The organism is Sphingomonas sp. Leaf22 (assembly GCF_001421715.1).
GTDB lineage: Bacteria > Pseudomonadota > Alphaproteobacteria > Sphingomonadales > Sphingomonadaceae > Sphingomonas.
In genome coordinates, this window is the sequence record NZ_LMKP01000001.1 from 51,542 (window position 1) to 77,370 (window position 25,829).

Consider the following 25,829-nt stretch of genomic DNA (forward strand, 5'->3'; position numbering starts at 1 on the left):
GCTGCGCTAGGGTCAAACTCTATCGCCTTTGGTTGCCCTCACCCTTCGCCGCCTTCGGCGTCTTTCCCTCTCCCGGCGGGAGAGGGAGGGAGCGGCACGGCCGCGGAAGGGTGAGGGCGATCACGTTTGAGCGAAAGCGACTCCAAACAGCCGATCGCTTCCGTGAAACGGGAAGACCGGCTTCTACCCCGCCGCCTTCGCCAGTCCCCGCGAAATCTGGAGCGCCGCGTTCAGGCGCGCCTGTGGGTCGCCGAAGCTGCGGCTGATGACCAGTTTCATGTCGGGGCGGAGCTTCGCGGTGCCGGCCAGCTTGTCGACATAGGCGAGCAGCCCTTCGACGCTCGGGAACTTGTCCTCATGGAAACTGACGATCGCGCCCTTGGCACCGATGTCGATCTTGGCGACGCAAGCCTTCTTCGCGTTCAGCTTCGCCTCGATCAGTTGCAGCAGGTTGGCGGTGGCGACCGGCAGTTTGCCGAACCGGTCGATCAGTTCGGTGGCGAAGGCGTCGATGCCCGCGCGGTCCTCGACGTCGTTGAGGCGGCGATAGAGGCCCATGCGCAGGTCGAGGTCGGGGACATAGTCCTCCGGGATCAGGATCGGCGCGTCGACGGTGATCGCGGGCGAGAAGTCTTTGGGCTTGTCGTCGCGGATGCCGCCGGCCTTGGCGTCGAGGATCGCCTCCTCGAGCATCGACTGGTAGAGTTCGAAGCCGACTTCCTTGATATGGCCCGATTGTTCGTCGCCGAGCATGTTGCCGGCACCGCGAATGTCGAGGTCGTGGGAGGCGAGCTGGAAACCGGCACCCAGCGATTCGAGGTCGGACAGGACCTTCAGCCGCTTTTCCGCCGCGTCGCTGACCAGCCGTTCGGGGGGCGTGGTCATGTACGCATAGGCGCGGGTCTTGGATCGCCCGACGCGGCCGCGCAGCTGGTAGAGCTGGGCGAGGCCGAATTTGTCGGCGCGGTTGATGATGAGGGTATTGGCCGACGGAATATCGAGGCCGCTCTCGACGATGGTGGTCGAGACGAGCAGGTCGTACCGCTTGTCGTAAAAGGCCGACATGCGTTCCTCGACCTCGGTCGGGGCCATCTGGCCATGGGCGACGACGTAGCGGATTTCGGGAATTTCCTCGGTCAGGAATTTCTCGATATCGGGCAGGTCGGCGATGCGCGGGGTGACGAAATAGGCCTGCCCGCCGCGATAATGTTCGCGCAGCAACGCCTCGCGCAGCACGACCGGGTCCCATGGCATGATGTAGGTGCGGACCGCGAGGCGATCGACCGGCGGGGTCTGGATCACCGACAGTTCACGCAGGCCCGACATCGCCATTTGCAGCGTGCGCGGGATCGGGGTGGCGGTGAGCGTCAGGACGTGGACGTCGGCCTTCATCGCCTTCAGCCGTTCCTTGTGCGTCACGCCGAACCGCTGTTCCTCATCGACGATGACGAGGCCGAGCCGTTTGAAATCGACCTGTTTCGACAGCACGGCGTGGGTGCCGACGACGACGTCGATGGTGCCGTCGGTCAGGCCGTCGCGGACCTTCTTCGCCTCGGTCGCGGTGACCAGGCGGGAGAGGCGGCCGATTTCGATCGGGAAGCCTTCGAAGCGGGCCTTGAAGTTGTTGTAATGCTGGCGGGCGAGGAGGGTCGTGGGACATACGATCGCGACCTGCATCCCGGCCATGGCGGCGACGAAGGCGGCGCGGAGCGCCACCTCGGTCTTGCCGAAACCGACATCGCCGACGACGAGGCGGTCCATCGGGCGTCCCGCGCCAAGGTCTTCGAGGACGTCGGCGATGGCGCGTTCCTGATCGTCGGTTTCCTGATACGGGAACCGATCGACAAAGGCGGGATAGCCGCCCGCGTCCGGTTCGGCGATGTCGGCGGGGCGCATCGCGCGCTTGGCGGCGGTGGCGATGAGGTCGCCCGCGATTTCGCGGATGCGGTCCTTCATCCGCGCCTTGCGCCGCTGCCATGCCTCGCCGCCCAAGCGGTCGAGCGATGCGCCTTCCTCACCCGCGCCATAGCGACTGAGGACTTCGAGATTTTCGACCGGCACGTAGAGCTTGTCGCCGCCGGCATATTCGAGCTGGACGCAGTCGTGCGGGGCCTTCGCCACCGGCACCTGCGTCAGCCCGACATAGCGGCCGATGCCGTGGTCGGCGTGGACGACGAGATCGCCGGGCGAGAGGGTGGCCAGTTCCTGAAGAAAGGCGTCGGTATTCTTGCGGCGCTTGGCACGGCGGACGAGGCGGTCGCCGAGCATGTCCTGTTCGGTCAGGACCGCGACATCGGCGGCGGTGAAACCATGGTCGAGCGGCAGGACGACGAACGAGACGGTCGACTTCGCGCCGCCCAGCGCCTGTTGCCACATCTCGACGGTCGAGACGCCGGTCAGGTCGTGATCGGCGAGCAGGCCCATCAACCGTTCGCGCGCACCCTCCGAATAGCTGGCGAGGATCGGCTTGCGACCCTGCTTACGCAGCGCGGCGATGTGATCGACGACCGCTTCGTAGATGTTCGCCTGCTGTGTGCGTTCGGGGGTGAAGTCGCGTGGGGACTCGACCTCGAAATCGATCGAGGTGGCGCTGTCGGGGGCGTGGAAGGGCGTGACCTGATGCGCGGCGGTGTCCGACAGGCGGGCGACCCATTCGTCGGCCGACAGATAGAGCGCGGCGGGGAGCAGCGGGCGGTAGCTGCCGGGATCGTTGGTCTGCGCGCGGACACGGTTGGTGTGATAGTCGGCGATCGATTCGAAACGCTGTTCGGCGGCGGCCGGCACGCCCGCGTCGCGGACGATGACCGTTTCGGGCGAAAGGTGGTCGAAGAAGGTTTCGAGCCGCTCTTCGAAAAAGGGCAGCCAATGTTCCATGCCCGAGAGGCGGCGGCCGTCGCTGATCGCCTGATAGATCGGGTCGCCGGTCGCGGTCGCACCGAATTTCTCGCGGTAGCGTGTGCGGAACCGCTTGATCGAGTCTTCGTCGAGCAGCGCTTCGGAAGCGGGGAGCAGGGTGAAGCCGTCGACGCGGCCGGTGGTGCGTTGATCTTCAGGGCTGAAGGTGCGAACGGTTTCGATCTCGTCGCCGAAGAAGTCGAGGCGGAGACCCGAGTCGGAGCCCGACGGCCACAGGTCGACGAGGCCGCCGCGGACGGCGAACTCGCCGGCGTCATGAACGGTGTCGACGCGGTTATAGCCGTTCGCTTGCAGCAGCGCGGAGAGGCGGGGGAGCGAGATGCGCTCGCCCGGGGCAAGGCGCGCGACCAGCTGGCGGATGCGGAACGGGGTCAGCGTCCGCTGGCTCGCGGCGTTGACGGTGGTGACGATCAGGCGGGGGCCTTTCGCCGCCGTCTGGAGCGCGTGGAGCGCCGACAGACGTTCGGCCATCGACCGCAGCGTTGGGCTGGCGCGGTCATAGGGCAGGCAGTCCCATGCCGGAAATTGCAGGACCGACAGGTCGGGGGCGAAGAAGGGGGCGGTGGTGGCGATGGCGCGCATCGCCGCTTCGTCGGGGGCGATGTAGACGAGGTCGCCCTTGGTCCCACGCGCGAGGTCGGCGAGGAGGACGGGGAGGAAGCCTGCCGGAACGCCCGCGAGGGTCAGCGAGCGGGGGGCGGACAGGATCTTGGAGAGGTCGGGCATCGGCTACCTAAAAGCCCTCTCCCCCTTTGGGGGAGAGGGTTGGGAGAGGGGGAGTTCGGGGCGGATGTTGTGACTGCCCCTCTCCCCGACCCTCTCCCCTGAAGGGGAGAGGGAGTCAGCGCGAAACGGGCACAAAATCCATTTTCCGCATCGCGTGCAGGACGGGATGGTCGAACTGCGTCGGGGCGGGCTGGACGCCCATCGCCCATGCCATGATGTCGACGTCCTGTTCCTCGAGAAATACCTCGAACCAGTCCATGTCCGCGTCGCTCCATGTCGCGGCGTGCGCGTCGAAATAGCCGCCGATCATCAGGTCGGCTTCGCGGGTGCCGCGATGCCAGCTGCGGAATTTCAGGCGCTTGAGGCGGGTCTCGCGGTCCATGGGACTCCAATGGCGATAGACCGACGGACGCTGGCAGCGGCCGCCGGTTCGGATATAGGACCAGATAGTCATGCGTCCCGATCTGCTCAACCCGCTGTTTGCCGAAGTCATCACGTTGAAAGGCGTGGGGCCGGCGCTGGCCAAACCGCTCGACCGGTTGAAGCTGCGGCGCGTGGTCGACGTCGCGTTCCACCTGCCGAGCGGGTGGGTCGACCGGCTGCGGCGCGACGAATTGATGACGCAGGATGCCGGTCGGGTGATCGCGATCCCGCTGACCGCGACCGATTACCGGGTCAGCGCGGGGCGCGGGCCGACGCGGGTCCATGCGGCGGACAAACACGGCAACATCGTCAACCTGACCTATTTCGGCGGATCGTCGGGTTGGGTGAAGAAGCTGTTCCCGCTGGGCGAAACGCGGTTGGTGTCGGGCAAGCTGGAGACGTACGGCCAGGAATTGCAGATGGTCCATCCCGACCATGTGCTGCCGCTCGAAGAAGCGGAATCGTTGCCCGAGCGCGAGGGCGTGTATCCGCTGTCCGAAGGGCTGACGTCGCGCCGGGTCGGGCTGCTGGCGGCGCAGGCGATCGAGCGAGCGCCCGAGCTGCCCGAATGGATCGAGCCGAGTTTGCTTGCCAAGCGGGAGTGGCCGGCGTGGAAGGAGGCGCTGGCGCGTATCCATGCCGACCCGGCCGATGCCAGGGCGCGCGAGCGGCTGGCCTATGACGAGGTGTTCGCCAACCAGTTGGCGCTGTTGCTGGTGCGGGGTGAAGCACGGGCGCGTAAGGGGCGGTCGCTGACCGGCGACGGGCGGCTGCGGGCCAAACTCGACCTGCCGTACACGCCGACCGGTGCGCAGTCGCGGACGATCGGCGAGATCGAGGGCGATATGGCGCAGACCCAGCCGATGCTGCGGCTGCTGCAGGGTGATGTCGGGTCGGGCAAGACGCTGGTCGCGCTGATGGCGCTGCTGATCGCGGTCGAGGGCGGGGCGCAAGGGGCGTTGCTCGCCCCGACCGAAATCCTTGCGCGGCAACATTATGCGACGTTGCAGCGGCAATTGGCGGGGACCGGGGTCACCGTCGCCGCGCTGACGGGCCGTGACAAGGGGCGGGTGCGCGAGGGCGTGCTGATGGGGTTGGCTGACGGGTCGATCGACATTCTGATCGGCACGCACGCGATCTTTCAGGAAGCGGTGGCGTATCGCGATCTGGGGCTGGTGGTGGTCGACGAACAGCATCGTTTCGGCGTGGCGCAGCGGATGATGTTGCAGGCGAAGGCGGTGCGGCCGCCGCATCTGCTGGTGATGACCGCGACGCCGATCCCGCGCACGCTGACGCTGGCGCAATATGGCGAGATGGACGTCAGCCGGCTGGACGAAATGCCGCCGGGGCGCGAGGCCGTAGAGACGGTGGTGATGTCGGAGGACAAGCTCGACGCGGTGATCGACGGCCTTGCGCGGCATTTGTCGGCGGGGAAGCAGGCCTATTGGGTGTGCCCGCTGGTCGAGGAGAGCGAGAAGTCCGACCTTGCTGCCGCCGAGGCGCGGGCCGAGGCGCTGCGCCAGCGGTTCGGCGACAAGGTGGCGCTGGTCCATGGACGGATGAAGCCGCTGGAGAAGGACGCGGTGATGGCCGAGTTCTCGGCGGCGCGCGCAGGCGTGCTGGTCGCGACGACGGTGATCGAGGTTGGGGTCGATGTGCCTAATGCGACGCTGATCGTGATCGAGGCGGCGGACCGGTTCGGGTTGGCGCAGTTGCACCAGTTGCGCGGGCGGGTCGGGCGGGGTGGCGGCAAGTCGGTGTGCCTGTTGTTGCGGGGGAACAGCCTGTCGGAGACGTCGCGCGCGCGGCTGGCGCTGATGCGCGAGAGCAATGACGGCTTTCGCATCGCCGAGGAGGATTTGCGGCTGCGCGGTGGCGGCGAGTTGCTGGGCACGCGGCAGTCGGGCGAGGCGATGTTCCGGTTGGCCAGCCCCGAGATGCTGGGCGAGTTGCTGCCGGTCGCCAATGCCGATGCGCGGTTGCTGGTCGATCGGGATGGTGGGCTGGAGGGGCCACGGGGGCAGGCGGCGCGAGTGGCGCTGTATCTGTTCGAGCGGGATGCGGGCGTCGGGCGGTTGCGATCGGGGTGATGGTCTGGTCGCTGCCGTGCGGGTGGAGCCGAACGGTTGATGTGTATGGATTCCCGCCTGCGCGGGAATGACGAGTTTTTGCGGCGAGCATTCACCCGCACGCCCGTCATTCCGGCGCAGGCCGGAATCCATTGTGTCGGGTGTTTACGACGTAGGCGAAACGTCACCGTCTCCGTAGATTCCGGCTTTCGCCGGAATGACGACAAGAAGGTTGTCGCGGTGATGGGGCCGCGATAGCGCAGCTCCCATGAACGCCCTTGCTCCCCTGATCGTCGCCCTGCTCGGCGGTATCGGCCTTGCCGTCCAGCCGTCGACCAACGCTGCGCTCGGGCGGAGCATCGGGTCGGTGTTGCTGGCGGCGCTGGTGTCGTTCGCGGTCGGGACGGTGATCCTGACGGGCGTGTGGTTGATGGCCGACCGAACGCCGCTGGCGAACCTGCGTGATGCGCGGCCGTGGATGTTTATGGGTGGAGCCTATGGCGCGTTCTTCGTCGCGGCGGCGGCGTTCGCCGCGCCGCGGCTGGGGCTGGCGTCGATGCTGACGATCATGATCGCGGCGCAGGTGGTCGCGGCGGTCGTCATCGATCGCTTCGGGCTGATCGGCCTGCCGCGAACGCCGATCAGCGCGGTACGGTTGGCCGGGGTCGGGCTGGTGCTGGTGGGGGCGGTGCTGATCCGGCGGGGCTGAGCCCTTCCTCAACCTCCTCCGTTTGCTTCGAGCTTGTCGAGAACCGTAGTCGAGATGGGGGTGCCCTAAACTACGGCGTTCTCGACGGACGCTTCTCGACTTCGCTCGAAGCTGCTCGAACCAAACGGAATGGGTGGGGAGAAGTCAGGCCGCCGGCGTCAGCAGGCCGTGATTCTTTTTCCCCGCCGATACGCGCACCGGTGCGTCGACGGCGATAACCTGCGCTTCATCGACGACCCGCTCGCCATCGACGCGCGCGCCGCCGCCCTTGATCAGGCGGCGTGCCTCACCCTTCGACGCGGCGAGGTTCAGTGCGACCAGCGCGTCGACGACGTTGATCGCGCCGCTGACGCCGAAGGTCGGGAGCGTGTCGCCCGCCGAGCCCTCTTCGAACGTTCGGCGCGCGGTTTCGGCGGCCTGTGACGCGGCATCGGCACCGCGACACATGGCGGTCGCTTCGTTGGCGAGGATCTTCTTCGCCTCGTTGATCTCGGCACCCTGCAACGCCTCCAGCCGGGCGATCTCGCCCAAGGGCAGGTCGGTGAACAGGCGCAGGAAGCGGCCGACATCGCGGTCGTCGGTATTGCGCCAGAATTGCCAGTAATCGAAATGCGGCAGCTGGTCCTCGTGCAGCCAGATCGCGCCATCGACCGATTTGCCCATCTTGCTGCCGTCGGCCTTGGTGATCAGCGGCGTGGTGACGCCGTACACTTCGGTCCCGTCCATGCGGCGGCCAAGTTCGATGCCGTTGACGATATTGCCCCACTGATCGCTGCCGCCCATTTGCAGGCGACAGCCGTGACGCTGCGACAATTCGCGGAAGTCATAGGCCTGCAGGATCATGTAGTTGAATTCGAGGAACGACAGCGACTGTTCGCGATCGAGGCGCAGCTTCACCGAATCGAACGACAGCATGCGGTTGACCGAGAAATGCTGCCCGACCTCGCGCAGGAACGGGATATATTCGAGCCGGTCGAGCCATTCGGCATTGTCGAACATGACGGCATCGGTCGGACCGTCGCCAAAGGTCAGGAAGCGTTCGAAGATGCGCTTGATCGACGCGACGTTGGCGGAAATGCCGTCTTCGGCCAACAGCTTGCGGGCTTCGTCCTTGAAGCTGGGGTCCCCGATCTTGCCGGTGCCGCCGCCCATCAGCACGATCGGCTTGTGCCCGGCCTGCTGCATCCGGCGCAGGAGCATGACGGAGACCAGATTGCCGACGTGCAGCGACGGCGCGGTCGGATCGAAGCCGATATAGCCCGGTACGACCTGCCGGTTCGCCAGCGCGTCAAGGCCGGCGGCATCGGTCAGCTGATGGATATAGCCCCGTTCGGACAGGGTGCGCAGCAGGTCGGACGTGTATGCGGTCATGCGGCCGTGTAGCGTCGCCACCGCACCAAAGTCCACGGATCTCGACTTCGCGCTTGCCGGGATAGTGGTATGAAGCGTGTATGGGGCGGGATGAACGCCCGGCGGAGAAGTCCATGCTTGCGATCGGTCTGATGTCTGGAACCTCGCTCGACGGGATCGACGCGGCGCTGCTCGAAACCGATGGCGAGCGCGACGTGCGGCCGGTGGCGTTCGTCGGTACGCCGTACAGCGATGAGGACCGCGCTGCCTTGTCCGCTGCGACGGAGCTGGCGCTTCTGTTCAACGATCCGGGCGAGCATCCGTTGATCGAGCGGGCCGAGACGTTGCTGACGCGCACTCATGCGGCCGCCGTCGCCGCGCTGCTGGAGCGGGCGGGGGTCGAGGCGCGGTCGGTCGATGTGATCGGCTTTCATGGCCAGACGGTCGCGCATCGTCCCGACAAGGGCTGGACATGGCAGCTGGGCGACGGCGCGGCACTGGCGGCGGCGACCGGGATCGATGTTGTCGCCGACCTGCGGGTCGACGACGTGCGGGCCGGTGGGCAGGGGGCGCCGTTGCTGCCGGTCTATCATGCTGCGCGGGCGGCGGGGATGGCGCGGCCGGTCGCGGTGCTGAACCTCGGCGGAGTCGGCAACATCACCTATGTCGGCGACGGCGACGATCTGGTCGCGTTCGATACCGGGCCGGCCAATGGTCTGGTCGATAGCTGGGTCGAGGCGGAAAGCGGCGCGCGCTTTGACGAAGGCGGTGCGCTGGCCGCGTCGGGGCAGGTCGATGCGGCGGTGCTGACCGCGATGCTCGACCATCCGTTCTTCGACCTGGCCGTCCCCAAGTCGCTCGACCGGCACGATTTTACCATCCAGCCGGCGCGCGGACTGTCGCCGGCGGACGGGGCGGCGACGCTGACCGCGTTCACCGCCGCCTGCGTCGCCGAGGCGATCGACCGGCTGCCGGCGCGACCGACGCGGCTGATCGTCGGCGGGGGCGGACGGCATAATCCGGTGATGCTGCGGATGATCGCCGAGCGTGCCGGCGTCATCGTCGAGCCGAGCGACACCCATGGCTGGGACGGCGACGCACTGGAGGCGGAGGGGTTCGCGTATCTGGCGGTGCGGTCGCTCAGAGGATTGCCGATCACCTTTCCGGGGACGACCGGTGTTCCCGCGCCACTGACCGGCGGCACCCTGTACCGGGCGACGCGGGCGGGGCTGGCGTTGCGGGTCGTGACCGCCTAACCGGACGCGATGCTCACCGGCCTGATTTTCGCGACCGAAGAAGCCGAACACCAGCCGGGCGTGCTGGCGGCGACCCTGCCGTTCGGCGGTATGAGCCTGATCGAATATCAGGCACGATTGTTGATCGCGGCGGGCGCGGCACAATTGCTGGTCGCGGTGGGGCGGATGACGCCCGCGCTGGCGGCGGCGGTCAATCGCATCGGGCGGCGCGGGACGACCGTCGATATCGTGCGGTCGGCCGAGGAAGCGAAGGCCAAGGCGCACCCGCTTGCGGTCATCGTCGCGCTGGCCGACGGGCTGGTCACGACCGACGCGGTGGTCGCCAACATGGCGCTGGAACCCGCCGACACGCTGCTGGTTACCCCGACCGGCGATGCGACATCGGTCGAGCGGGTCGATTCGGGGCATTGCTGGGCCGGGGTCGCGACGCTGTCGGTCGATCGGCTGGAGGACGCCGCCCGGCTGCCGCGTGAATATGATTTCCAGTCCACACTGCTGCGCGTCGCGACACAGGCCCGCGCAAAGCACGTCCTGCTGCCGGCCAAGGCCGCGCGGTCGGGGCACGGGGTCGAGCGCGATGCCGGCACGCTGGAGGTGCGCAGCAAGGATGTGCTGGCGTCGCTGGCCGAACAGCGCACCGGATGGATCGACCGGTTCGTCTTCACCCCGGTCACGCGGCTGGTCCTGCCGTTGCTGGTCCGGCGCAAGGTGCCCGATATCGCGGTCGGTATCGCCGGCGGCGTGCTCGGCCTTTTCGGGTTGGCCGCGATCCCATTTTGGGACGTCGGTGGCGCGGCGGTGTTGCTGTTCATGGCGATGGTGCTGCTGTCGGCGGGTTCGCTGCTTGGCTGGCTGCGCGGCGAGGACGGTCATGCCGCCTTGCAGGAACGCGGGCTGGAAGTACTTGGAGTGGCAGGAATCCTTGGGATCGGGCTGGTCCAGTCGCTGATCGTGTCGGCGGGAACGGCGGCGGTACTGGCGCTGACGGGGGTCGTCGTGACGATCCTGACGCGACGGATTCCGGCACCGCGACCGCCCTGGGCGGCGACGGCGGCGACGGCTTTGGTACTGGTTGCGCCATTCGCACTGGCTGGCATCGTGACGGCGGGGCTGGCATTGGTCGCGGTTCATGCAGGCGTTACGCTTGCCCATGCTATCGAACATTTGCGGCGTCGGGCTTAGGATCGCCTTAACCGCCATTGGTTAATGCGAGTACCATGTCCGACGATCTGCTCGATACCCGCGATGCCGATGCTTCGGCCGCTTACCTGCTCGACCATGTCGCGGCGGCGGAGCGCGCCGGCCATCGTCGATTGCGCGCGGCCGCCGATCATTTCCACCTGCCTGTCGACGCCCGGATCGACGATCGCACGGCGGCGCGGCTCGACGCGACGATGCGCGCGACCGTCGCCAGCGTCGAGGCAGAGATCCGCGACCATGCCGTGCGGCTGCTTACCTCGCGCGGGCAGCCGGAGGTGGCGCAGGGGCTGCGGATGGTGCCGTCGACCTTCGGCCGCGTCCGGCGGGCGGGGCTGTTTCGCGATCCGGCGCTGTTCGGCGAGTTGTTCGCCCGCGTCCGGCTCGACACGATTGCCCGCGCGCTGCCGACGATGGTGATCGAGGTCGGGGACCGGCCGACGATGATCGCACGGCTGGCACAGGCGAGCGACCGGCTGGTCTCCGCCGCTGCGATCGCGATGCTGGCGGCGCAGGCGCGGCGCGGGTCGGTGATCGATGGCGGCGTCGCGGCAGTCGATCTGGTCCGGCCGCTCCATGCCCGGATCGCATGGTGGGTCGCGGCGGCGCTGCGCGAATCGGTGCCGGCGGGCGAGGCGATCGGTGCGCTCGACGCTGCGCTGGCCGAAGCGGTGCGCCGCGCGATCGACATGCAGGGCGAACTGGTGCCGCTGGAGATCGCGGCGATGCGGCTGGCACAGGCGATTGATGCGCAGGGCGAGGAAGTGCCCGCGTTGTTGACCGAGGCGATCGGCGACGGGCGGCTGGTGCTGTTCGTCGCGTTCGTTGCGCGGGCGAGCGGGCTGGCATTCGACCGGGTCCGCGATCTGGTGACCGATATCGACGGTGCGCGGCTATGGGTCGTGCTGCGGGCGCTGGCCACCGATCGGGCGACGATCGCGCGCATCGGTTTTGCCCTGACCGAGGCCGAGCCGCTGCGCGATATCGAACAATTCGCCGACCGGATCGACAGTATCATGGCGGTAACGCCCGAAGCGGCGCGCGTGGCACTTGCCCCGATGGCGCTGGATGCGGAATATCACGCCGCGATGTTGGCGTTGGGATCTGCTGAGTGATCGATATGCGGTTAGGCGCGGCGCCCGCCATCGGGCGGCTGTCGGCGGACGGGCTGTTGCTCGACGCCGAACCGCGGCTGGCCGATCTGAACCGCCGGGCCGGCGGTGGGCAGGGGCGAGCGGTCGCGGTACCGCAGATCGCCGCGCTGGTGCGGCTGGTCCGGCGGCTGGGCATTCCGCTGACCCGGGCGATCGTCGCTGCCGATGGCGATGACGACGTGACGCTGACGGTGCGCGCCGAACCCGACGAACTCGGCATCCGGCTGGAGGTCAGCGGCTGGCAGGCGGGCGCGCCGTGGGAGGCGGTCCACGCCCCGCGCCGCGCCGCTGATTTCCTGCGCGCCGATGCCGACTGGATGTGGACGACCGATGCGGCGCTGCACCTGACCCATGTATCGGATCAGGCCGGGGACCGGTTCGGGTTCGATTCGCAGACGGTGCTGGGGCAGCCGATCACCCGCCTGTTTTCGCTAAGCGACGATGGCGAGGGCGGGTTTCCGATCCTGGGCGCGCTGGCGTCGCAGGCGCGGTTCGACGGGCAGGAGGCGGGTATTCGCGGCACGCGGCACCGGGTCCGGCTGTCGGCGGTGCCGCGGATCGACGCGCGCGGTCAGTTCGCCGGGTTCGACGGCGCGGTCCATGCGATCGATCCACCACCACCGGCCCCCTTCACGACGCCTGCCGGCGAGCCGAACACCGACCTGCCCGACGGGTTCAGCCGGCGGATCGGGCGGGCGCTGCGCCATCCGCTGGGGCGGATCATCGCCAATGCCGACAGCATGTCGGCGCAGGCCGATGGTCCGTTGCGCGACGACTATGTCGCCTATGCCGCCGATATCGCCAGTGCCGGCCGCCACCTGATGGGGCTGGTCGACGATCTGGAGGATTTGTCGGCGATCGAGCGGACCGATTTCGAGGTCGCGGACGAGGCGATCGACCTGGCCGATGTCGCGCGACGGGCGGCGGGATTGCTGGCGGTGCGGGCGGTGCAGGGCAATGTCCGGATCGATCGGCCGTCGTTCGACGATTCGCTGCCCGCGCATGGCGAGTTCCGGCGGGTGTTGCAGGTCATGGTCAACCTGATCGGCAATGCGGTGCGATATTCGCCGCCGACCGGCACGGTGTGGATCCGGCTGGAACGCGATGGCGACAATGCCTGCGTGATCGTCGCCGATCAGGGCAAGGGCATCGCCGCCGCCGATCACGAGCGCATCTTCGCGAAGTTCGGCCGGGTCGACCCGACCGAGGCGGGGGGCAGCGGCCTTGGCCTGTATATCGCGCGGCGGCTGGCACGGGCGATGGGCGGCGACATCCTGGTCGACAGTGCGCCGGGACAGGGCGCGCGGTTCGTGCTGGTGCTGCCGGGGCGGTTCGACGCGCCGGCGGGGTAAGAATGCGCCACTTTCGCGGTCGCTTCGCCCGCGTTCGATGCTATCACCCGCGCCATGGGACGCAGGTCGGATCACAGCCGCGCGGAGATCGAACGCATGCTGCTGGTCGAGGGGCATCGGCATCTGGCCGAGGTCGGGTTCGCACGGTTTTCGGCGCGTGAGGTCGCCAAGCGGATCGGCTATTCGATCGGCACGCTCTACAACGTCTTCGGCAGTTACGACCGGTTCGTCGTCGCGCTGAACACGCGAACCTTCGGCCTCTGGGCGAGGGATCTGGAGGCGATGCTGGCGGCGAGCGGCGGCGACCGCATCCGCTGTCTGGTCGAAAGCTATTTCGCGTTCGCGCGGACCAACCGCAATCTGTGGCTGGCAATCTATGACCATCATCTGCCCGGCGATTTCGTGTTGCCCGACGAAGATCACCGCCAGCGCGGCGAACTTACCCGGATCGTGATCCGCGAAATCGCGGCGGTGCTGCCAGCGGAAAAGGCACCGGAAGTGCCGCATCTCGCCCGCTCGTTGGTAGCGACCGTCCACGGCCATTGCATGTTCGACCTGACCGGCAGCTTCGCGCTGATGGGGGAGGCGGAGCCGGTCGAGATGGCGCTGGCCCGCGTGCGCGAGACGCTGGCCGTCGCGTCAGGCGAAGGCCGCCTCGGTTAGCGCACGGAACCGGGCGAAGGCGGCGCGCGCGGCATCGATCATGCGTGCCTCCTCCGCATCGGTCATCGCCGCAGCGTCGATCACGGCGGTGAAGCGTCGCCAGTGTGCGGCGCGACCATCGGGATGGCCGGCAAGGTGGCGCGCGCCATGATCGGCGTCGAAGCCGATGCGCTGCGCCGCCTTGATCAGGAACGCCGCGCCCAGCGACGATCCTTCGGCGACGTAGAGCCAGCCGAGCGCGGCGGGCAGGTCGGCCGGCACCGGATCGGCATCGGGCAACGCGGGCGGCGGGAGTGCGACGTCGCGCAGATCGGCGGCGATCGCGGCGGAGCGATCGCGTTCCGCCAGATCGGGGATCAGCGCCCGTAACGCCGGTTCGGCATGGAGCGGGGCGAGCGCGTCGTGAAACGCCTGCTGCACGCGCAGGAACCGGACATAGCGTTCGGGCGCTGCGAAGGGATTGAGCGCCATGATCCGCGCATCGAGCCGGTCGTGCAGGTCGGTGGTCGCGGTCTTCAGGCGTTGCGATCGGGTCGGGGGCACGGGGGTGGACACGCCCGCGCTCTAGCGGTTTCCCCGCGCCGGGGATAGCGGCCCGCTTCGGTGAGAAGCAGGCCGCATCCGGTCAGACGGCTTCTCAGAAGAGCCCGTCGTCGTCCTCGTCTTCCTCGACGACCGCGCTTGCGACCGCGAAGCCGGGGGGGACGTTCGCCGCGTGAATGTCGCGTTCCTGCGCCATGGTGTAGAGCGTGGCGATCTGCGGCAGCAGCGTGCCGAGCGTGTCCAGCGCGTCGTCGGACAGGTCGGGCGACAGCGTGCTGGCCGACAGCACGATCGCCGCCTGTCGCATCGTCGCGCCCAGCGCCAGTTCGGCACCGATCTCGTCGCCGGTGATGGTCAACAGCTCGAGCAGCTGCCGGGCGTCGTCGCCGCCTTCGCGCACCGCCATGTCGGTGCGCTGGCACCCCTCGCGGATAACGCTCAGCGCCTGGGCCAGCTTGGTACCCATATCGCCCCCGATGCTATTGTCGCGCTTGGCGGCGAGCGCGGCGTTGACCTGGGCCAGTTCGTGGATCGGCTGGCCGATGCCGCGCATGGCGTTGCCGAGCGAATGGGCATAGATGTCCACCTCGCCCGCGACGACCGACACCGCCTTGCCCAGATCGCCATGGCGACGGCACAGCAGGCGGGTGTTGGTGGCGATGTCCTGAACGTTGAACTGGACGCGCTGAAGATGTTCGAGGCGACCGGTCAGTTCGTCGACCGTTTCGGTGATGAGGCCCAGCATCGATGCCGAACGCTGGTCGGCTTCCTGCAACTGTCCGGTCAGGATCGCGATCTCGCCGACCGCCTGATCGATCTGCATCAGGAACGGGCGGCCGTTGCTGCCGCCATCGTCCTCGATCAGGGTCAGCAGGCCGTGGGTGTCGGGCTGCAATGCCTTGAGCGACGCGACCAGCAGCGATGCGTCGCGGTCGAAATCGACTGAACTCGCCTCCAGCAGCGCGGCGAGCAGATGGTGGACGACGCCGGTGACTTCCTCGTGCGCCGGTTCGGCGAGGGTCAGCCCGTCGAGCAGTTGCAGCGCCGAGACGACATGTTCCACCCGCTGGCGTGTGCTGTCGCCGACCTGCAACGCACCCAGCATCGTCGCGACGCGGCCTTGCACGGTGCGGGCGATCGACGCCACTTCGCGCGCCATGGCGGCGACATTGCCCAGATGGCCGTGCAGCGCGTCGGCGTCGTGGGTCAGCCGCTTGGGTACGGCGGGCAGGATCTTCTTCGCCTCGGTCGCGAGCAGGCGGCCGGCCTGCTGCACGCTGCCGACGCTGCCCGACAATTCCTTCAGCTTGGCGAGGAAGCCTTCGAGATGTTCCTCACCCGCTGCCAGCCGCTGGCCCATGTCGTTGACGAAGCCGACGAATGCGGCCTCGCCCGACGCGGCGATCTTGATATTCATGCCATAGATGTGGAGCACGCGCAGCGCCTGCCGCATGTCCATCACATGGTCGCGCAGCACGCGCGAGGCGGTGCCGATGCGCGCCATGTCGGCTTCGCGTTCGGCCTGTACCGCCGGCAGCGCGTCGAGCTGCGCGGCGACGTCCTTCAGGCTGGTGACGGCGATACCCGCGACGCTTTCGTCGAGCGCCCCGGTCACCCCCTCGATCGAGGTGATGATGCGGTCGATCGTGTCGATTGCGGTCGCGAGCGTCGTGCCGGCGCGGACGAAGCGCGCATCCATGCTCGCCGCCATCAGGGCGAGCATCCGCTTCAGATCGGCTGCCTCGATCGTCATCGCCTGCGCCGTGTCGATCCGTAAATGCTGCATCACGTAGGTCCTAGGCGAGAGGGCGGCTGGAGGCGGGGGCAGCGATCATCGCGCCGTGGCCATCAGCAATTCGCGGGCGATATTCTGAAGCGGTACGACCCGATCGGCGGCACCGCGCGCGATCGCTTCCTTGGGCATGCCGAACACGATCGAGGTCGCTTCGTCCTGGGCGAAGGTGCGGGCACCGGCCTGCTTCATCTCCAGCAGGCCGCGCGCGCCGTCGTCGCCCATACCGGTCATGATGATCCCGACCGCGTTCGACCCGGCGTTGCGCGCCGCCGACCGGAACAGCACGTCGACCGACGGACGATGGCGCGAGACCAGCGGCCCTTCGCGGACCGCCACGACATAGCGCGCACCCTGCCGTTCGAGCAGGGTATGGCGCAGGCCGCCGGGCGCGATCAGCACATGGCCGCGCATCACCGTATCGCCGTCCTCGGCCTCCTTCACGTCGACCTGGCACAGGCCGTTCAGCCGTTTCGCGAAGGCGCGGGTGAAGCTTTCGGGCATATGCTGGACGATGACGATGCCGGGCGAGTTGGCGGGCAGTGCCTCCAGCACCTCGCGCAGCGCCTCGGTCCCGCCGGTCGACGCGCCGATGCACACGACCATTTCGGTCGTGCGGCTCATCGCGCGGCCGGTGGGCGGCGGCAGGACGGCATCGGCGGTGAGCTTTTCGGGGGGCGAACTGATGCGGCCCGATGCGCTGCGCGACCGCAGCCGGGCGCGGGCCGCACCCTTCACCGTGTCGCGGATACGCATCTTGGAATCGTTCAGGTGGTCGGCGACGCCCAGGCGCGGTTTCAGGATCACGTCGACCGCGCCGGCTTCCAGTGCATGCAGCAGCGTTTCCGACCCTTCCTCGACCAGCGACGAGCACATCACCACGGGAATCGGCTTCTGGCTCATCAGCTTGCGCAGGAACGTCACGCCGTCCATGCGCGGCATTTCGACGTCGAGGGTGATGACGTCGGGTATTTCCTCCTGAATGTACCGCGCGGCGGCAAAGGGATCGGCGGCAGCGGCGATCACCTCGATCTCGGGGTCTTCGTTCAGGATGGCGGTCATCGCCTGGCGCACGCTGGCGCTGTCGTCGATCACAAGGACGCGGATCTTGGCCATGCTCAGTCCTTCATGAAAACGGTGTAGGAAACGGTCGAGACCGGCAGGTCCATGCCGGCGATCGATTCCGAATGGCCAAGGAACAGATAGCCGCCGGGACGCAGGCAGTCGCACAGCCGGCGCACCACCTTTTCCTGCGTCTCCTTGTCGAAATAGATCAGCACGTTGCGACAGAAGATGATGTCCATCGGCGCACCGACCGGATAGCTGGCATCCATCAGGTTCAGCCGGGCGAACCCGATCGCGGAGCGCAGCGCCGGCACGATCCGCGCCTGGCTCGACCGACGGTCGCGCGACGTGGCGACATAGCGTTGCCGCAGGGCCGCCGGCACCGGTTCGATCAGCTCCGCCGGATAAATGCCGCGCCGGGCGGTTTCGAGCACGGCGGTATCGATGTCGGTCGCGAGGATGCCGTAATCCACCCCGCTCTTCTGCGCGAACTGGTCCAGCACCATCGCCATCGTGTACGGTTCGGCCCCGGTCGAACAGGCGGCGCTCCACGCCCGGATGCGGCGCTGGCCGGTATCGGCCAGCGTCGGCAGCGCGGTCTGCGCCATGAAGTCGAAATGGCCGGGTTCACGGAAGAAGTCGGTCTTGTTCGTCGTCACCGCATTGATGAGGTGGATCATCTCGTCGGGGTGCGCGCTGCCGTCGAACAGATGATCGCAATAGGCATCCAGCGTGTCGATAGCGACCTCGCGCATCCGCCGTTGCAACCGGCCCTGCAACATGGTCGCCTTGCTGGGGGGCATCTTGATCCCCGTCTTATCGAAGATCAGCGCCGACAGCCGCGCGAATTTAAGCGGGCTCAGTCGATCCTGATCGGGAGACAGGGCGGGCAGTGCGGACATCGGGCAGGTTCCAATCGATCGACGTGGCGGCGACGGTCACGTCGTCAGCTCCGGGGGCGGGCAAGGCGCAGGGCGGCGGTTATGCCGCCCGGCTGAAATCGGCGTCTTCGGCATCGCTGCCGCCCTGCGACAGATCGAGTGCGAAGCCACGGACGCGGGACTGCTGCTCGGCGATGTTGCCGGCACGCGCCTTGACCGGTGCCTTGGGCGTCTTCGCCTTGCCCTTGGCCGGTGCACGCCGCGCGGGAGCCGTCGCCACGGTCGCCGGTGCCTTCGCCGGGCCATCGGCCCGTTGGAAGAAGGCGATGCTGGTCTGCAGTTCCTCCGCCTCGCCCGCCAGTTCGTCGGCGGTCGACGAAATCTGGTCCGATGCCGATGCGTTCTGTTGCGTCACCTGATCCAGCTGTTGCAACGCCTGGTTGATCTGCGATGCGCCAATGTCCTGTTCGCGGCAGGCCGCGCTGATCTCGGACACCAGTTCGGCGGTGCGACGGATGTCGGGGACCAGCTTGGTCAGCATCTCGCCTGCCTGGCCGGCGGCCTTGACCGTGTCGGACGAGACGGCGTTGATCTCGGCGGCGGCACTCTGGCTGCGTTCGGCGAGCTTGCGGACTTCGGAAGCGACGACCGCGAACCCGCGACCATGTTCGCCGGCCCGTGCCGCCTCGACCGCGGCGTTCAGCGCCAGCAGGTCGGTCTGCCGTGCAATTTCCTGCACGATGCCGATCTTTTCGGCGATGGTGCGCATCGCGGAGACGGCGCGGTCGACCGCAAGGCCGCTGGCCTCGGCGTCCTTCGACGACTGGCGCGCGATCTTCTCGGTCTGGGCGGCATTGTCGGCATTCTGTTTGATGTTGGCCGCCATCTCTTCCATCGCCGCCGATGCTTCCTCGGCGGCGGCGGCCTGTTCGGTCGCGCCCTGGCTCACCTGTTCGGACGAAGCCGACAGCTGCTGGCTGCCTGCGGCGACCTGATCGGAAGCGGATGCCACCTCGTTCGCGAATTTCGACAGATTGTCGACCAGACGGTTGATGGCGTCCTTCATCCGCTGATGATCGCCGTCGCACGCGATCTCGACCCGGCCGGTCAGGTCGCCGGTGCTGACGCGGTCGAGTACGCGATTGCCCTCGGCGATCGGCAGGATGATCGCGTCGAGCATCCCGTTGATGCCGGCGATGATGGCGGCATAGTCCCCGGCGAACCGCGCGGCGTCGCCGCGTTCGTTCAGCCGACCGGCGGTTGCCGCGCCGATCAGGCGACGGATTTCGCCGGAGATTTCCTTGAAATTGCTGCGCAGCGTTTCGATGGTTTCGTTGATGAAGGCTTTCTTGCCGGGGAAGGGTTCGAGCGTCGCTTCGAAATCGCCCTCGCCGAACGCCTTGAGGCAGGCCATCGCCTTTTTCTTCACCGCGATATGGCCGGCGACCATGGTATTGATGCCGATCGCCATCGTGCGGAAGTCGCCGGGGAATTTGTCGACAGCGACCTGTACGTCGATGTCGCCGCGATCATGTTCGGCCGACATATGGTTCATTTCGGCGATCAGCATGCGCAGATTGCCACGCAGCGTTTCGATCGTGTCGTTGATGAACGCCTTCTTGCCCGGCAGGCGATCGAACGGCACATCGAAATGGCCGTTCGCCAGTTCGCGAACGCAGCCCAACGCCGCCTTCTTCGTATCGATATGCGCCGTGACCAGCCGGTTCACCTGGCTCGCGATCCGCCCGACATCGCCGGGAAAGGCGTCGGTCTGCAACAGTACGTCGATGTCGCCGCGATCATGCTCGGCCAGAACATGGCCCACCGCCGCATCGAGCCGGGAAACCGGGGCGAGCGCGGTGTCGAGCATGGCGTTGACCGCGGCCAGGAGGTCCCGCGCCTCGTCGGTCGCCGCATCCTCGCGCAGCCGTTGCGACAGGTCGCCGGCGGCGATGGAACGGGTCAGGGCGTGGATCTCGGCAATCGCCGTGGCGGGCCGGGCGGAACGTTTGAACTGCGCGAACATCGACATGGTGGGCATCCTCTTTTCTGTTTTCTGGTTGGCGGCCGGTGGATTGCCGGCCGTGTCGCATCCCGCCGCCCGATGCGACACGGCGACGGGTTCAGGCCGCGGCGGCGAGGGTCGCGATCGCGGGGTCGTCGTTGGAAAAAATTTCCGCCGTGTCGATGATGACGACGAAGCCGTCGGCTTCGCGAACCACCCCTTGGATATAGTCGGACCGCCAGCGCATCCCGACATCGGGTGCGGATTCCAGCCGGTCGCGTTCGAAGGTCGCGACCGCGATCACCCGGTCGACCACCAGACCGAGCGCGAGCGTCCGGTCGGGCAGGGCGACGTCGACGATCAGCACGCGGGTGGCCAGCGTCGGTTCGACCGGCGACAGGCCGAGCCGGGTGCGCAGGTCGACCATCGGCACCCCCTGACCCCGCACATCGGTCAGGCCCAGCATCCATGCCGGTCCGCCGGGTACGCGAAAGGCGGGCGTATAATCGAGGATCTCGCGGACCATGGTCACGGAGACCGCGAACACCTCTTCCCCCAGGCCGAAGGTGACGACCTGCACCGGTGCCGCGCCGGTCATGCCGCGCGTCCGAAGGCGGCGTCGTCCCCGTCCGGCCCGCCCTGCATCAGGTCGAGCGCGAAGCCACGGGCGCGGGCCTGCTGGTCAGCGACCGAGTTCGCCTTGGCCTTTGCCTTGGGCTTGGGTGCGGGTGCCGTCCTGGCCTTTGCGGATTTGGCCGGGGCGGGGCGCTTCGTCGCCGCGACCGAACCATCGTCGATCCGGAAGAAAGCGATGCTCGACTGCAGTTCCTCGGCCTGTCCGGCCAGTTCCTCGGACGTCGAGGTGATCTGTTCGGAGGCCGATGCGTTCTGCTGCGTTACCTGATCGAGCTGTTGCAGCGCCTGGTTGATCTGCGACGCACCGATGTCCTGTTCGCGGCAGGCCGCGCTGATTTCGGACACCAGTTCGGCGGTCCGGCGGATGTCGGGGACCAGCCTGGTCAGCATCTCGCCGGCCTGCGCCGCTGCCTGTACGGTATCACCCGATACCGCGCTGATTTCGGCGGCCGCAGTCTGGCTGCGTTCGGCCAGCTTGCGGACTTCCGAAGCGACGACCGCAAAGCCGCGACCATGTTCGCCGGCACGGGCTGCTTCCACCGCCGCGTTCAGCGCCAGCAGGTCGGTCTGGCGGGCGATCTCCTGCACGATGCCAATCTTCTGCGCGATCGTCCGCATCGCACCGACGGCGCGTTCGACCGCGACACCGCTGGCCTCGGCATCCTTCGACGACTGGCGCGCTATCTTTTCGGTCTGGGCGGCATTGTCGGCATTCTGTTTGATGTTGGCCGCCATCTGCTCCATCGACGCCGAAGCCTCTTCCGCAGCGGCGGCCTGTTCGGTCGCGCCCTGGCTCACCTGTTCGGACGAAGCCGAAAGCTGTTGGCTGCCGGAGGCGACATTGTCCGCCGCGCCCGACGCGTCGCCCACGACGCTGCGAAGCCGCTCGACCATCGACACCAGCGAATGGCCCAGTCTGTCCTTGTCCGACAGCGGCGTGTGCTCGACGGTCAGGTCGCCCTTGGCGATCGCATCGGCCAGCGTCGCGGATTTGCGCAAGGCAATGGTCATCCGGTTGACGGTGTCGACAAGGTCCTTGATCTCGTCATTGCTGGTGACGGTCACGTCGTTGTCGAGGTCGCCGGTGGCAACCGCGTCGAGCGCGCCGCCGACCCGCTTCAGACCACGCGACACGATCATGCTGATCCACACCGCGCCACCCATGGCGATCAGGACGGCAATCACGGCTGCCGTCATCAGCATCGTCCGCGCGCTGCTGTAAGCCGCTTCGCTCTCGGCCCGGGATTCCGCCATCTTCTCGCTGCTGCGCTGAATGAGAACGTCCAACGACGCGGACATTTTCTTCATCAGTTCGCGCGACGTCGTCAGCGTCATACGGGCTGCGTCGGCATCGTTGTTGGCCAGTGCGAGCGTCCGGATCTTGGCGTTGACGCCCTTGTACTCCTGCCAGTTCGCGTCGACCTTCGCCCAGTCCGGCCTGGACCGTTCGGCGGTCTTCTGGATCGCGACCGCGATCATCTGATCGAGCTGGGCAACCTTTGCGACCGATTCCTGATCGAGCTGACCGACAAACGTCATGTCGTCGCTCAGCGCCATGTTCTTTTCGAGACGCAGCAGTTCGTTGAGCGTAACCTTGATCGTCAGGTTGCGGTTCTGGCGCGACACCGGACCGTCGATGAGTTCGACGAAACCCTGGTTCATCGTCCCCATCTTGGTGATACCGATCGTAACCACCGCCAGCAGCAGGGCGATCATCACTCCGAAAGTGACGCCGAGCTTCATCTTCAACGTTGCACGCATGATTCTATCCCCCCTTTAGGGATCAGTGAATGGATGAAGCGACGGCATGGTCGCGGGTAATCGATTGGAAGATCGCGGTAAGGTCGGGCAGCACGACGATGTCGTCGTCGCCGTGCCGGACCAGCGAGCGGACATGTTCGCGCCGCCAGCGCAGACCGACGACCGGCGCGGTCTCGCTGCTGGTCGCCGCGAAGGTCGCGACTTCGTGCACCTTGTCGGTGCGCAGGCCGATGATCGTCGGTACGCCGTCGAGCTCGATTTCGATGACGACGATCCGGCTGTCCTTGGTCGAGGTCGACACGTCCATGCCGAACGCCGGATGCAGGTCGGCCAGCGGGATGATCCGCCCGCGAAAGTTGATGACGTTGCCGACCAGCGCCGGCGCACCCGGCACCCGCGTTTCGGGCATCATGTCGAGGATTTCGCGGACCAGCACCGCTTCGAGGGCGAAGCTCTGTCCGCCGAGGTCGAAGACCAGCACTTCGAGCTGATCGTCGCTGTTCCATGGGACCAGGCCGGCGGCCTGGTGGTTCTCAACCGGCTGCACGCAGCGTCTCCTCACGAGGCTGGCCGAGCGCGATGAGCTGGGCGATGTCGAGGATCAGCGCGACCTCGCCATCGCCGAGGATCGTCGCGCCGGCAAAGGTGGCGGCGTCGCGGTGGAGCGCCGACATCGGCTTGATGACCGTCTGATGGTTGCCGATGATCTGGTCGACGACGAGGCCGACCCGGCCCTGCGGCGTCGATACGACGACGATCTTCTGGAACGGATCGGGGCGGGTATCGGTGGCGAACATCTCGCGCAGGCGCAGGAACGGGACCAGCTTTTCGCGCAGGGTGATGAGGCTGCGACCGCGATGGCGCAGATCGTCCTCCAGCGACAGTTCGATACATTCCTCGACCGCGGTCAGCGGAATGACGTAGCGGCCGGTGCCGACGCGCACGAGCAGACCGTCGATGATCGCCAGCGTCAGCGGAATGCGCAGCGCGATCAGCGATCCCTCGCCCTCGGTCGACTGTACGTCGATCGATCCGCGTAAGCCCTCGATCGTCCGCTTCACCACGTCCATGCCGACACCGCGACCCGACAGGCTGGTGACGGTCGCGGCGGTCGAGAAACCGGGCGCGAAGATCATCTGGAGCAGGTCGTGGTCGCTCAGCGCCTGATCGGGCTGGATCAGGCCGTTCGCCTCTGCCTTGGCACGGACGCGGGCCCGGTTGATGCCACGGCCGTCGTCGCGGATGGTGATGACGACCTCGCCGCCGGCCTGATGCGCGGCGAGCTTGACCGAACCGGCGGCGGGCTTGCCGGCGGCGACCCGGTCGTCGGGCGTTTCGAGGCCATGGTCGCAGCTGTTGCGGACCAGATGGACCATCGGGTCGAACAGGCGTTCGATCACGGTCTTGTCGACTTCGGTCGCTTCGCCGGCGGTGTCGAATTCGATCGTCTTGCCGGTGTCGCGCGCCAGATCGTGGATCAGGCGGCGGAAGCGCGAGAACAGCGATCCGACCGGCACCATGCGCATCACCATCATCGTGTCGCGCAATTCGCCGGCAAGCCGTTCGATCTCTTCGGAAACCGATCGCAGCACCAGATCCTGACCCCGGTTGGCGCATTGCGACAGGCGGCTCTGGGCGATCACCAGTTCGCCGACCCGGTCCATCAGCGCGTCGAGACGCCCGGCGGGGACGCGCACGCTTTCCTCGGCCCTGGCGGTCGAGCGGGCGGCGGGGGTGTCGGCGGGCGGTGCGATGGCGACCATCGAGGCGATCGCGACGATATCCTCGGCGACCGGCGCTCCGTCGATCGTGACGGCGTCGGCCGGCGCGTCGTCGGTGTCCTCCACGGCGAGCGGCTCGATCGACAATACCATGTCGTCCATCACGAAGATGAAGACATCCTCGATATCGTCGCGCTTGACGTCGCCGACCAGCGTGACGTTCCAGCCGATATGGCATTCGGTCGGAACCAGCGTCGACAGCGGCGGGACCTTGTCGGTCGTGGCGACGATGGTGCAGTCGCCCAGTTCGCGCAGTTCGTCGAGCAGCATCAGCGGGTTGGTGCCGTTGGCCATCGCATCGACCGGCAGGCTGAACGCGATCTGCCACCCGGTCCGGGTCGGTGCCTTTGCGGCGGCGGGGGCGGGGGCGGTGCCCGACGCTTCGTCGATCGCCTGTTGCAGGCGGGCGAGGATCGCGTCGCCTTCGGCAGCGGGCGCATCGCCGTCGACCAGCGCGCGCATATGGTCCTGCGCCGACAGGATTACCGAGACGAGCCCGGCAGTGGCGGGGACCTGTCCCTTGCGGACGCGGTCGAACGCGGTTTCGCAGTGGTGGGTGAAGCCCGCGAGCGCGTCGAAGCCGAACATCGCGCCCGAGCCCTTCAGCGTGTGCAGCCCGCGAAACACGGCGTTGACGAGGTCCATGTCGTCCAGCCGGTGGCCGAGGTCGAGCAACCCCTGTTCCACCTGGTCGAGCACCTCGCCGGCCTCCACGCGGAAAGCAGCGATCGGATCGTCGGCCATCACCGGCCCAGCACCTTGCGGGCGATCTTGACCAGCTGATCGGGGACGAACGGCTTGACCAGCCAGCCGGTGGCACCGGCGGCCTTGGCCTGGTTCTTCATCTCCGGATCGGATTCGGTGGTCAGGAAGATGATCGGCACCCCGGCCTGCGCCGGCTGCTTGCGCAGTTCGCGGATCATCGACAGCCCGTCCATGTTGGGCATGTTCAGATCGGTGACGATCATGTCGAACTTGGTCGCGGTCGCCTTGGCCAGACCTTCCACACCGTCGCCGGCCTCGGTGACCGTGTAGCCGGCACCGGACAGGGCGATGCGGATCGCCATGCGCAGGCTGGCGGAATCATCGACGGCGAGGATCGAGGCGGTCATTGCAGGGATACTCCGTGAAACCAGAAATCATGATCGGCAGCCGGCATCGGTGCGTCGGCGAAGCCGGCACGGCGCAGCAGGGCGGTGAGCGCGTCGTTGGCCGGCGCGGCAAGACGAACGGTGCCGCCATGCAGCCGGGCCTCCACACGCAGGCTTTCGATCAGCTGCAGGACGCTGAGGTCCGGGGCAGCCAGATCGGCGACGTCGAGGACGATGTCCCCGTCCGGTGGAAGAACGCGCAGTTCATCGGCGACGGCACCGATATTGGCCATCGACAAGTTGGCGGGTACGCAAAAAGCAGAGGTCATTCGATCTTGCCCCCAGTAGAGCTGCCGATTTCTCTGACAGACGGGGATTAAGATCGATTTAAGTACGCGGGTGCCCGATAAATTTCCGGTTGACCAACGGTAACGTTCGGGCGGTAGTCGGACGTCGGGC

21 protein-coding genes are annotated in these 25,829 nt (G+C 67.4%); 7 read left to right on the plus strand and 14 right to left on the minus strand.

Going from position 1 to position 25,829, the window contains the following annotated elements; translation table 11 throughout:
- Nucleotides 1-183: 183 nt before the first annotated feature.
- Nucleotides 184-3,642, minus strand: a complete 3,459-nt coding sequence (gene mfd, locus ASE70_RS00240; protein WP_056403033.1) for a transcription-repair coupling factor — start codon at nt 3,640-3,642, stop codon at nt 184-186.
- 115 nt (nt 3,643-3,757) lie between these two features.
- On the minus strand, nt 3,758-4,024 hold the full coding sequence (locus tag ASE70_RS00245) for an FAD assembly factor SdhE (RefSeq protein ID WP_056403036.1): 267 nt from the start codon (nt 4,022-4,024) through the stop codon (nt 3,758-3,760).
- A gap of 70 nt (nt 4,025-4,094) precedes the next feature.
- On the opposite strand from ASE70_RS00245, the gene recG reads away from it, so the two are divergent.
- Both recG and ASE70_RS00255 read left to right on the plus strand, forming a co-directional pair.
- A complete protein-coding gene (gene recG, locus ASE70_RS00250) occupies nt 4,095-6,155 on the plus strand; it encodes an ATP-dependent DNA helicase RecG (RefSeq protein ID WP_056403039.1) in 2,061 nt (686 codons plus the stop codon).
- A gap of 247 nt (nt 6,156-6,402) precedes the next feature.
- Nucleotides 6,403-6,843, plus strand: a complete 441-nt coding sequence (locus ASE70_RS00255; protein WP_056500196.1) for a DMT family transporter — start codon at nt 6,403-6,405, stop codon at nt 6,841-6,843.
- 144 nt (nt 6,844-6,987) lie between these two features.
- On the opposite strand, the gene tyrS is transcribed toward ASE70_RS00255, so the two are convergent.
- Nucleotides 6,988-8,214, minus strand: coding sequence for a tyrosine--tRNA ligase (tyrS, locus tag ASE70_RS00260; RefSeq protein ID WP_056500756.1), 1,227 nt, complete (start codon nt 8,212-8,214; stop codon nt 6,988-6,990).
- A 113-nt stretch (nt 8,215-8,327) separates the two neighbouring features.
- Here tyrS and ASE70_RS00265 point away from each other — a divergent pair, with 113 nt between their 5' ends.
- From ASE70_RS00265 to ASE70_RS00285, 5 genes are read left to right on the plus strand one after another with little or no spacing between them, the layout of a single operon-like run.
- Entirely contained in the window at nt 8,328-9,449 is a 1,122-nt protein-coding gene (locus ASE70_RS00265) for an anhydro-N-acetylmuramic acid kinase (RefSeq protein WP_082450514.1), read from the plus strand.
- 9 nt (nt 9,450-9,458) lie between these two features.
- Nucleotides 9,459-10,631 (plus strand): hypothetical protein, encoded by a 1,173-nt coding sequence (locus tag ASE70_RS00270; protein ID WP_056403046.1) that lies wholly within the window; start codon nt 9,459-9,461, stop codon nt 10,629-10,631.
- A gap of 35 nt (nt 10,632-10,666) precedes the next feature.
- Nucleotides 10,667-11,761, plus strand: a complete 1,095-nt coding sequence (locus ASE70_RS00275) for a DUF2336 domain-containing protein (RefSeq protein ID WP_056500200.1) — start codon at nt 10,667-10,669, stop codon at nt 11,759-11,761.
- A gap of 5 nt (nt 11,762-11,766) precedes the next feature.
- Entirely contained in the window at nt 11,767-13,152 is a 1,386-nt protein-coding gene (locus tag ASE70_RS00280) for a sensor histidine kinase (RefSeq protein WP_056500762.1), read from the plus strand.
- A gap of 54 nt (nt 13,153-13,206) precedes the next feature.
- Nucleotides 13,207-13,815: a TetR/AcrR family transcriptional regulator gene (locus tag ASE70_RS00285; protein WP_056403055.1), complete on the plus strand. Its 609-nt coding sequence runs from the start codon at nt 13,207-13,209 to the stop codon at nt 13,813-13,815.
- Here the strand turns inward: ASE70_RS00285 and ASE70_RS00290 are convergent.
- The 11 genes from ASE70_RS00290 to ASE70_RS21045 all read right to left on the minus strand — a co-directional run bounded on the left by ASE70_RS00290 (nt 13,792) and on the right by ASE70_RS21045 (nt 25,663).
- Nucleotides 13,792-14,370: a biliverdin-producing heme oxygenase gene (locus ASE70_RS00290; protein ID WP_056500202.1), complete on the minus strand. Its 579-nt coding sequence runs from the start codon at nt 14,368-14,370 to the stop codon at nt 13,792-13,794. The genes ASE70_RS00285 and ASE70_RS00290 overlap by 24 nt on opposite strands.
- Before the next feature lie 82 nt (nt 14,371-14,452).
- Complete coding sequence (locus tag ASE70_RS00295; protein WP_056500204.1) at nt 14,453-16,144, minus strand: hypothetical protein; 1,692 nt, start codon at nt 16,142-16,144, stop codon at nt 14,453-14,455.
- A 45-nt stretch (nt 16,145-16,189) separates the two neighbouring features.
- Nucleotides 16,190-17,266 (minus strand): protein-glutamate methylesterase/protein-glutamine glutaminase, encoded by a 1,077-nt coding sequence (locus ASE70_RS00300; protein WP_056500206.1) that lies wholly within the window; start codon nt 17,264-17,266, stop codon nt 16,190-16,192.
- Nucleotides 17,267-17,268: 2 nt separating this feature from the next.
- Entirely contained in the window at nt 17,269-18,117 is an 849-nt protein-coding gene (locus ASE70_RS00305; protein ID WP_056500208.1) for a CheR family methyltransferase, read from the minus strand.
- Between the two features lie 79 nt (nt 18,118-18,196).
- The gene (locus ASE70_RS00310; RefSeq protein WP_235519481.1) at nt 18,197-20,128 is read right to left on the minus strand and encodes a methyl-accepting chemotaxis protein; all 1,932 of its coding nucleotides are present in this window, start codon (nt 20,126-20,128) and stop codon (nt 18,197-18,199) included.
- Between the two features lie 91 nt (nt 20,129-20,219).
- Nucleotides 20,220-20,699, minus strand: a complete 480-nt coding sequence (locus ASE70_RS00315; RefSeq protein ID WP_082450463.1) for a chemotaxis protein CheW — start codon at nt 20,697-20,699, stop codon at nt 20,220-20,222.
- Entirely contained in the window at nt 20,696-22,498 is a 1,803-nt protein-coding gene (locus ASE70_RS00320) for a methyl-accepting chemotaxis protein (protein ID WP_056500211.1), read from the minus strand. Before ASE70_RS00320 ends, ASE70_RS00315 begins: the two co-directional genes overlap by 4 nt.
- Nucleotides 22,499-22,520: 22 nt before the next feature.
- Nucleotides 22,521-23,045 (minus strand): chemotaxis protein CheW, encoded by a 525-nt coding sequence (locus tag ASE70_RS00325; protein WP_056403067.1) that lies wholly within the window; start codon nt 23,043-23,045, stop codon nt 22,521-22,523.
- Nucleotides 23,032-25,023: a chemotaxis protein CheA gene (locus ASE70_RS00330; protein ID WP_443024815.1), complete on the minus strand. Its 1,992-nt coding sequence runs from the start codon at nt 25,021-25,023 to the stop codon at nt 23,032-23,034. Before ASE70_RS00330 ends, ASE70_RS00325 begins: the two co-directional genes overlap by 14 nt.
- Nucleotides 25,023-25,391 carry a response regulator gene (locus tag ASE70_RS00335; RefSeq protein WP_055995518.1) on the minus strand — a complete coding sequence of 123 codons (369 nt, stop codon included), beginning with the start codon at nt 25,389-25,391 and terminating at the stop codon, nt 25,023-25,025. The genes ASE70_RS00330 and ASE70_RS00335 overlap by 1 nt, the downstream gene beginning before the upstream one ends.
- The gene (locus tag ASE70_RS21045; protein WP_056403073.1) at nt 25,388-25,663 is read right to left on the minus strand and encodes an STAS domain-containing protein; all 276 of its coding nucleotides are present in this window, start codon (nt 25,661-25,663) and stop codon (nt 25,388-25,390) included. Before ASE70_RS21045 ends, ASE70_RS00335 begins: the two co-directional genes overlap by 4 nt.
- Nucleotides 25,664-25,829 lie beyond the last annotated feature (166 nt).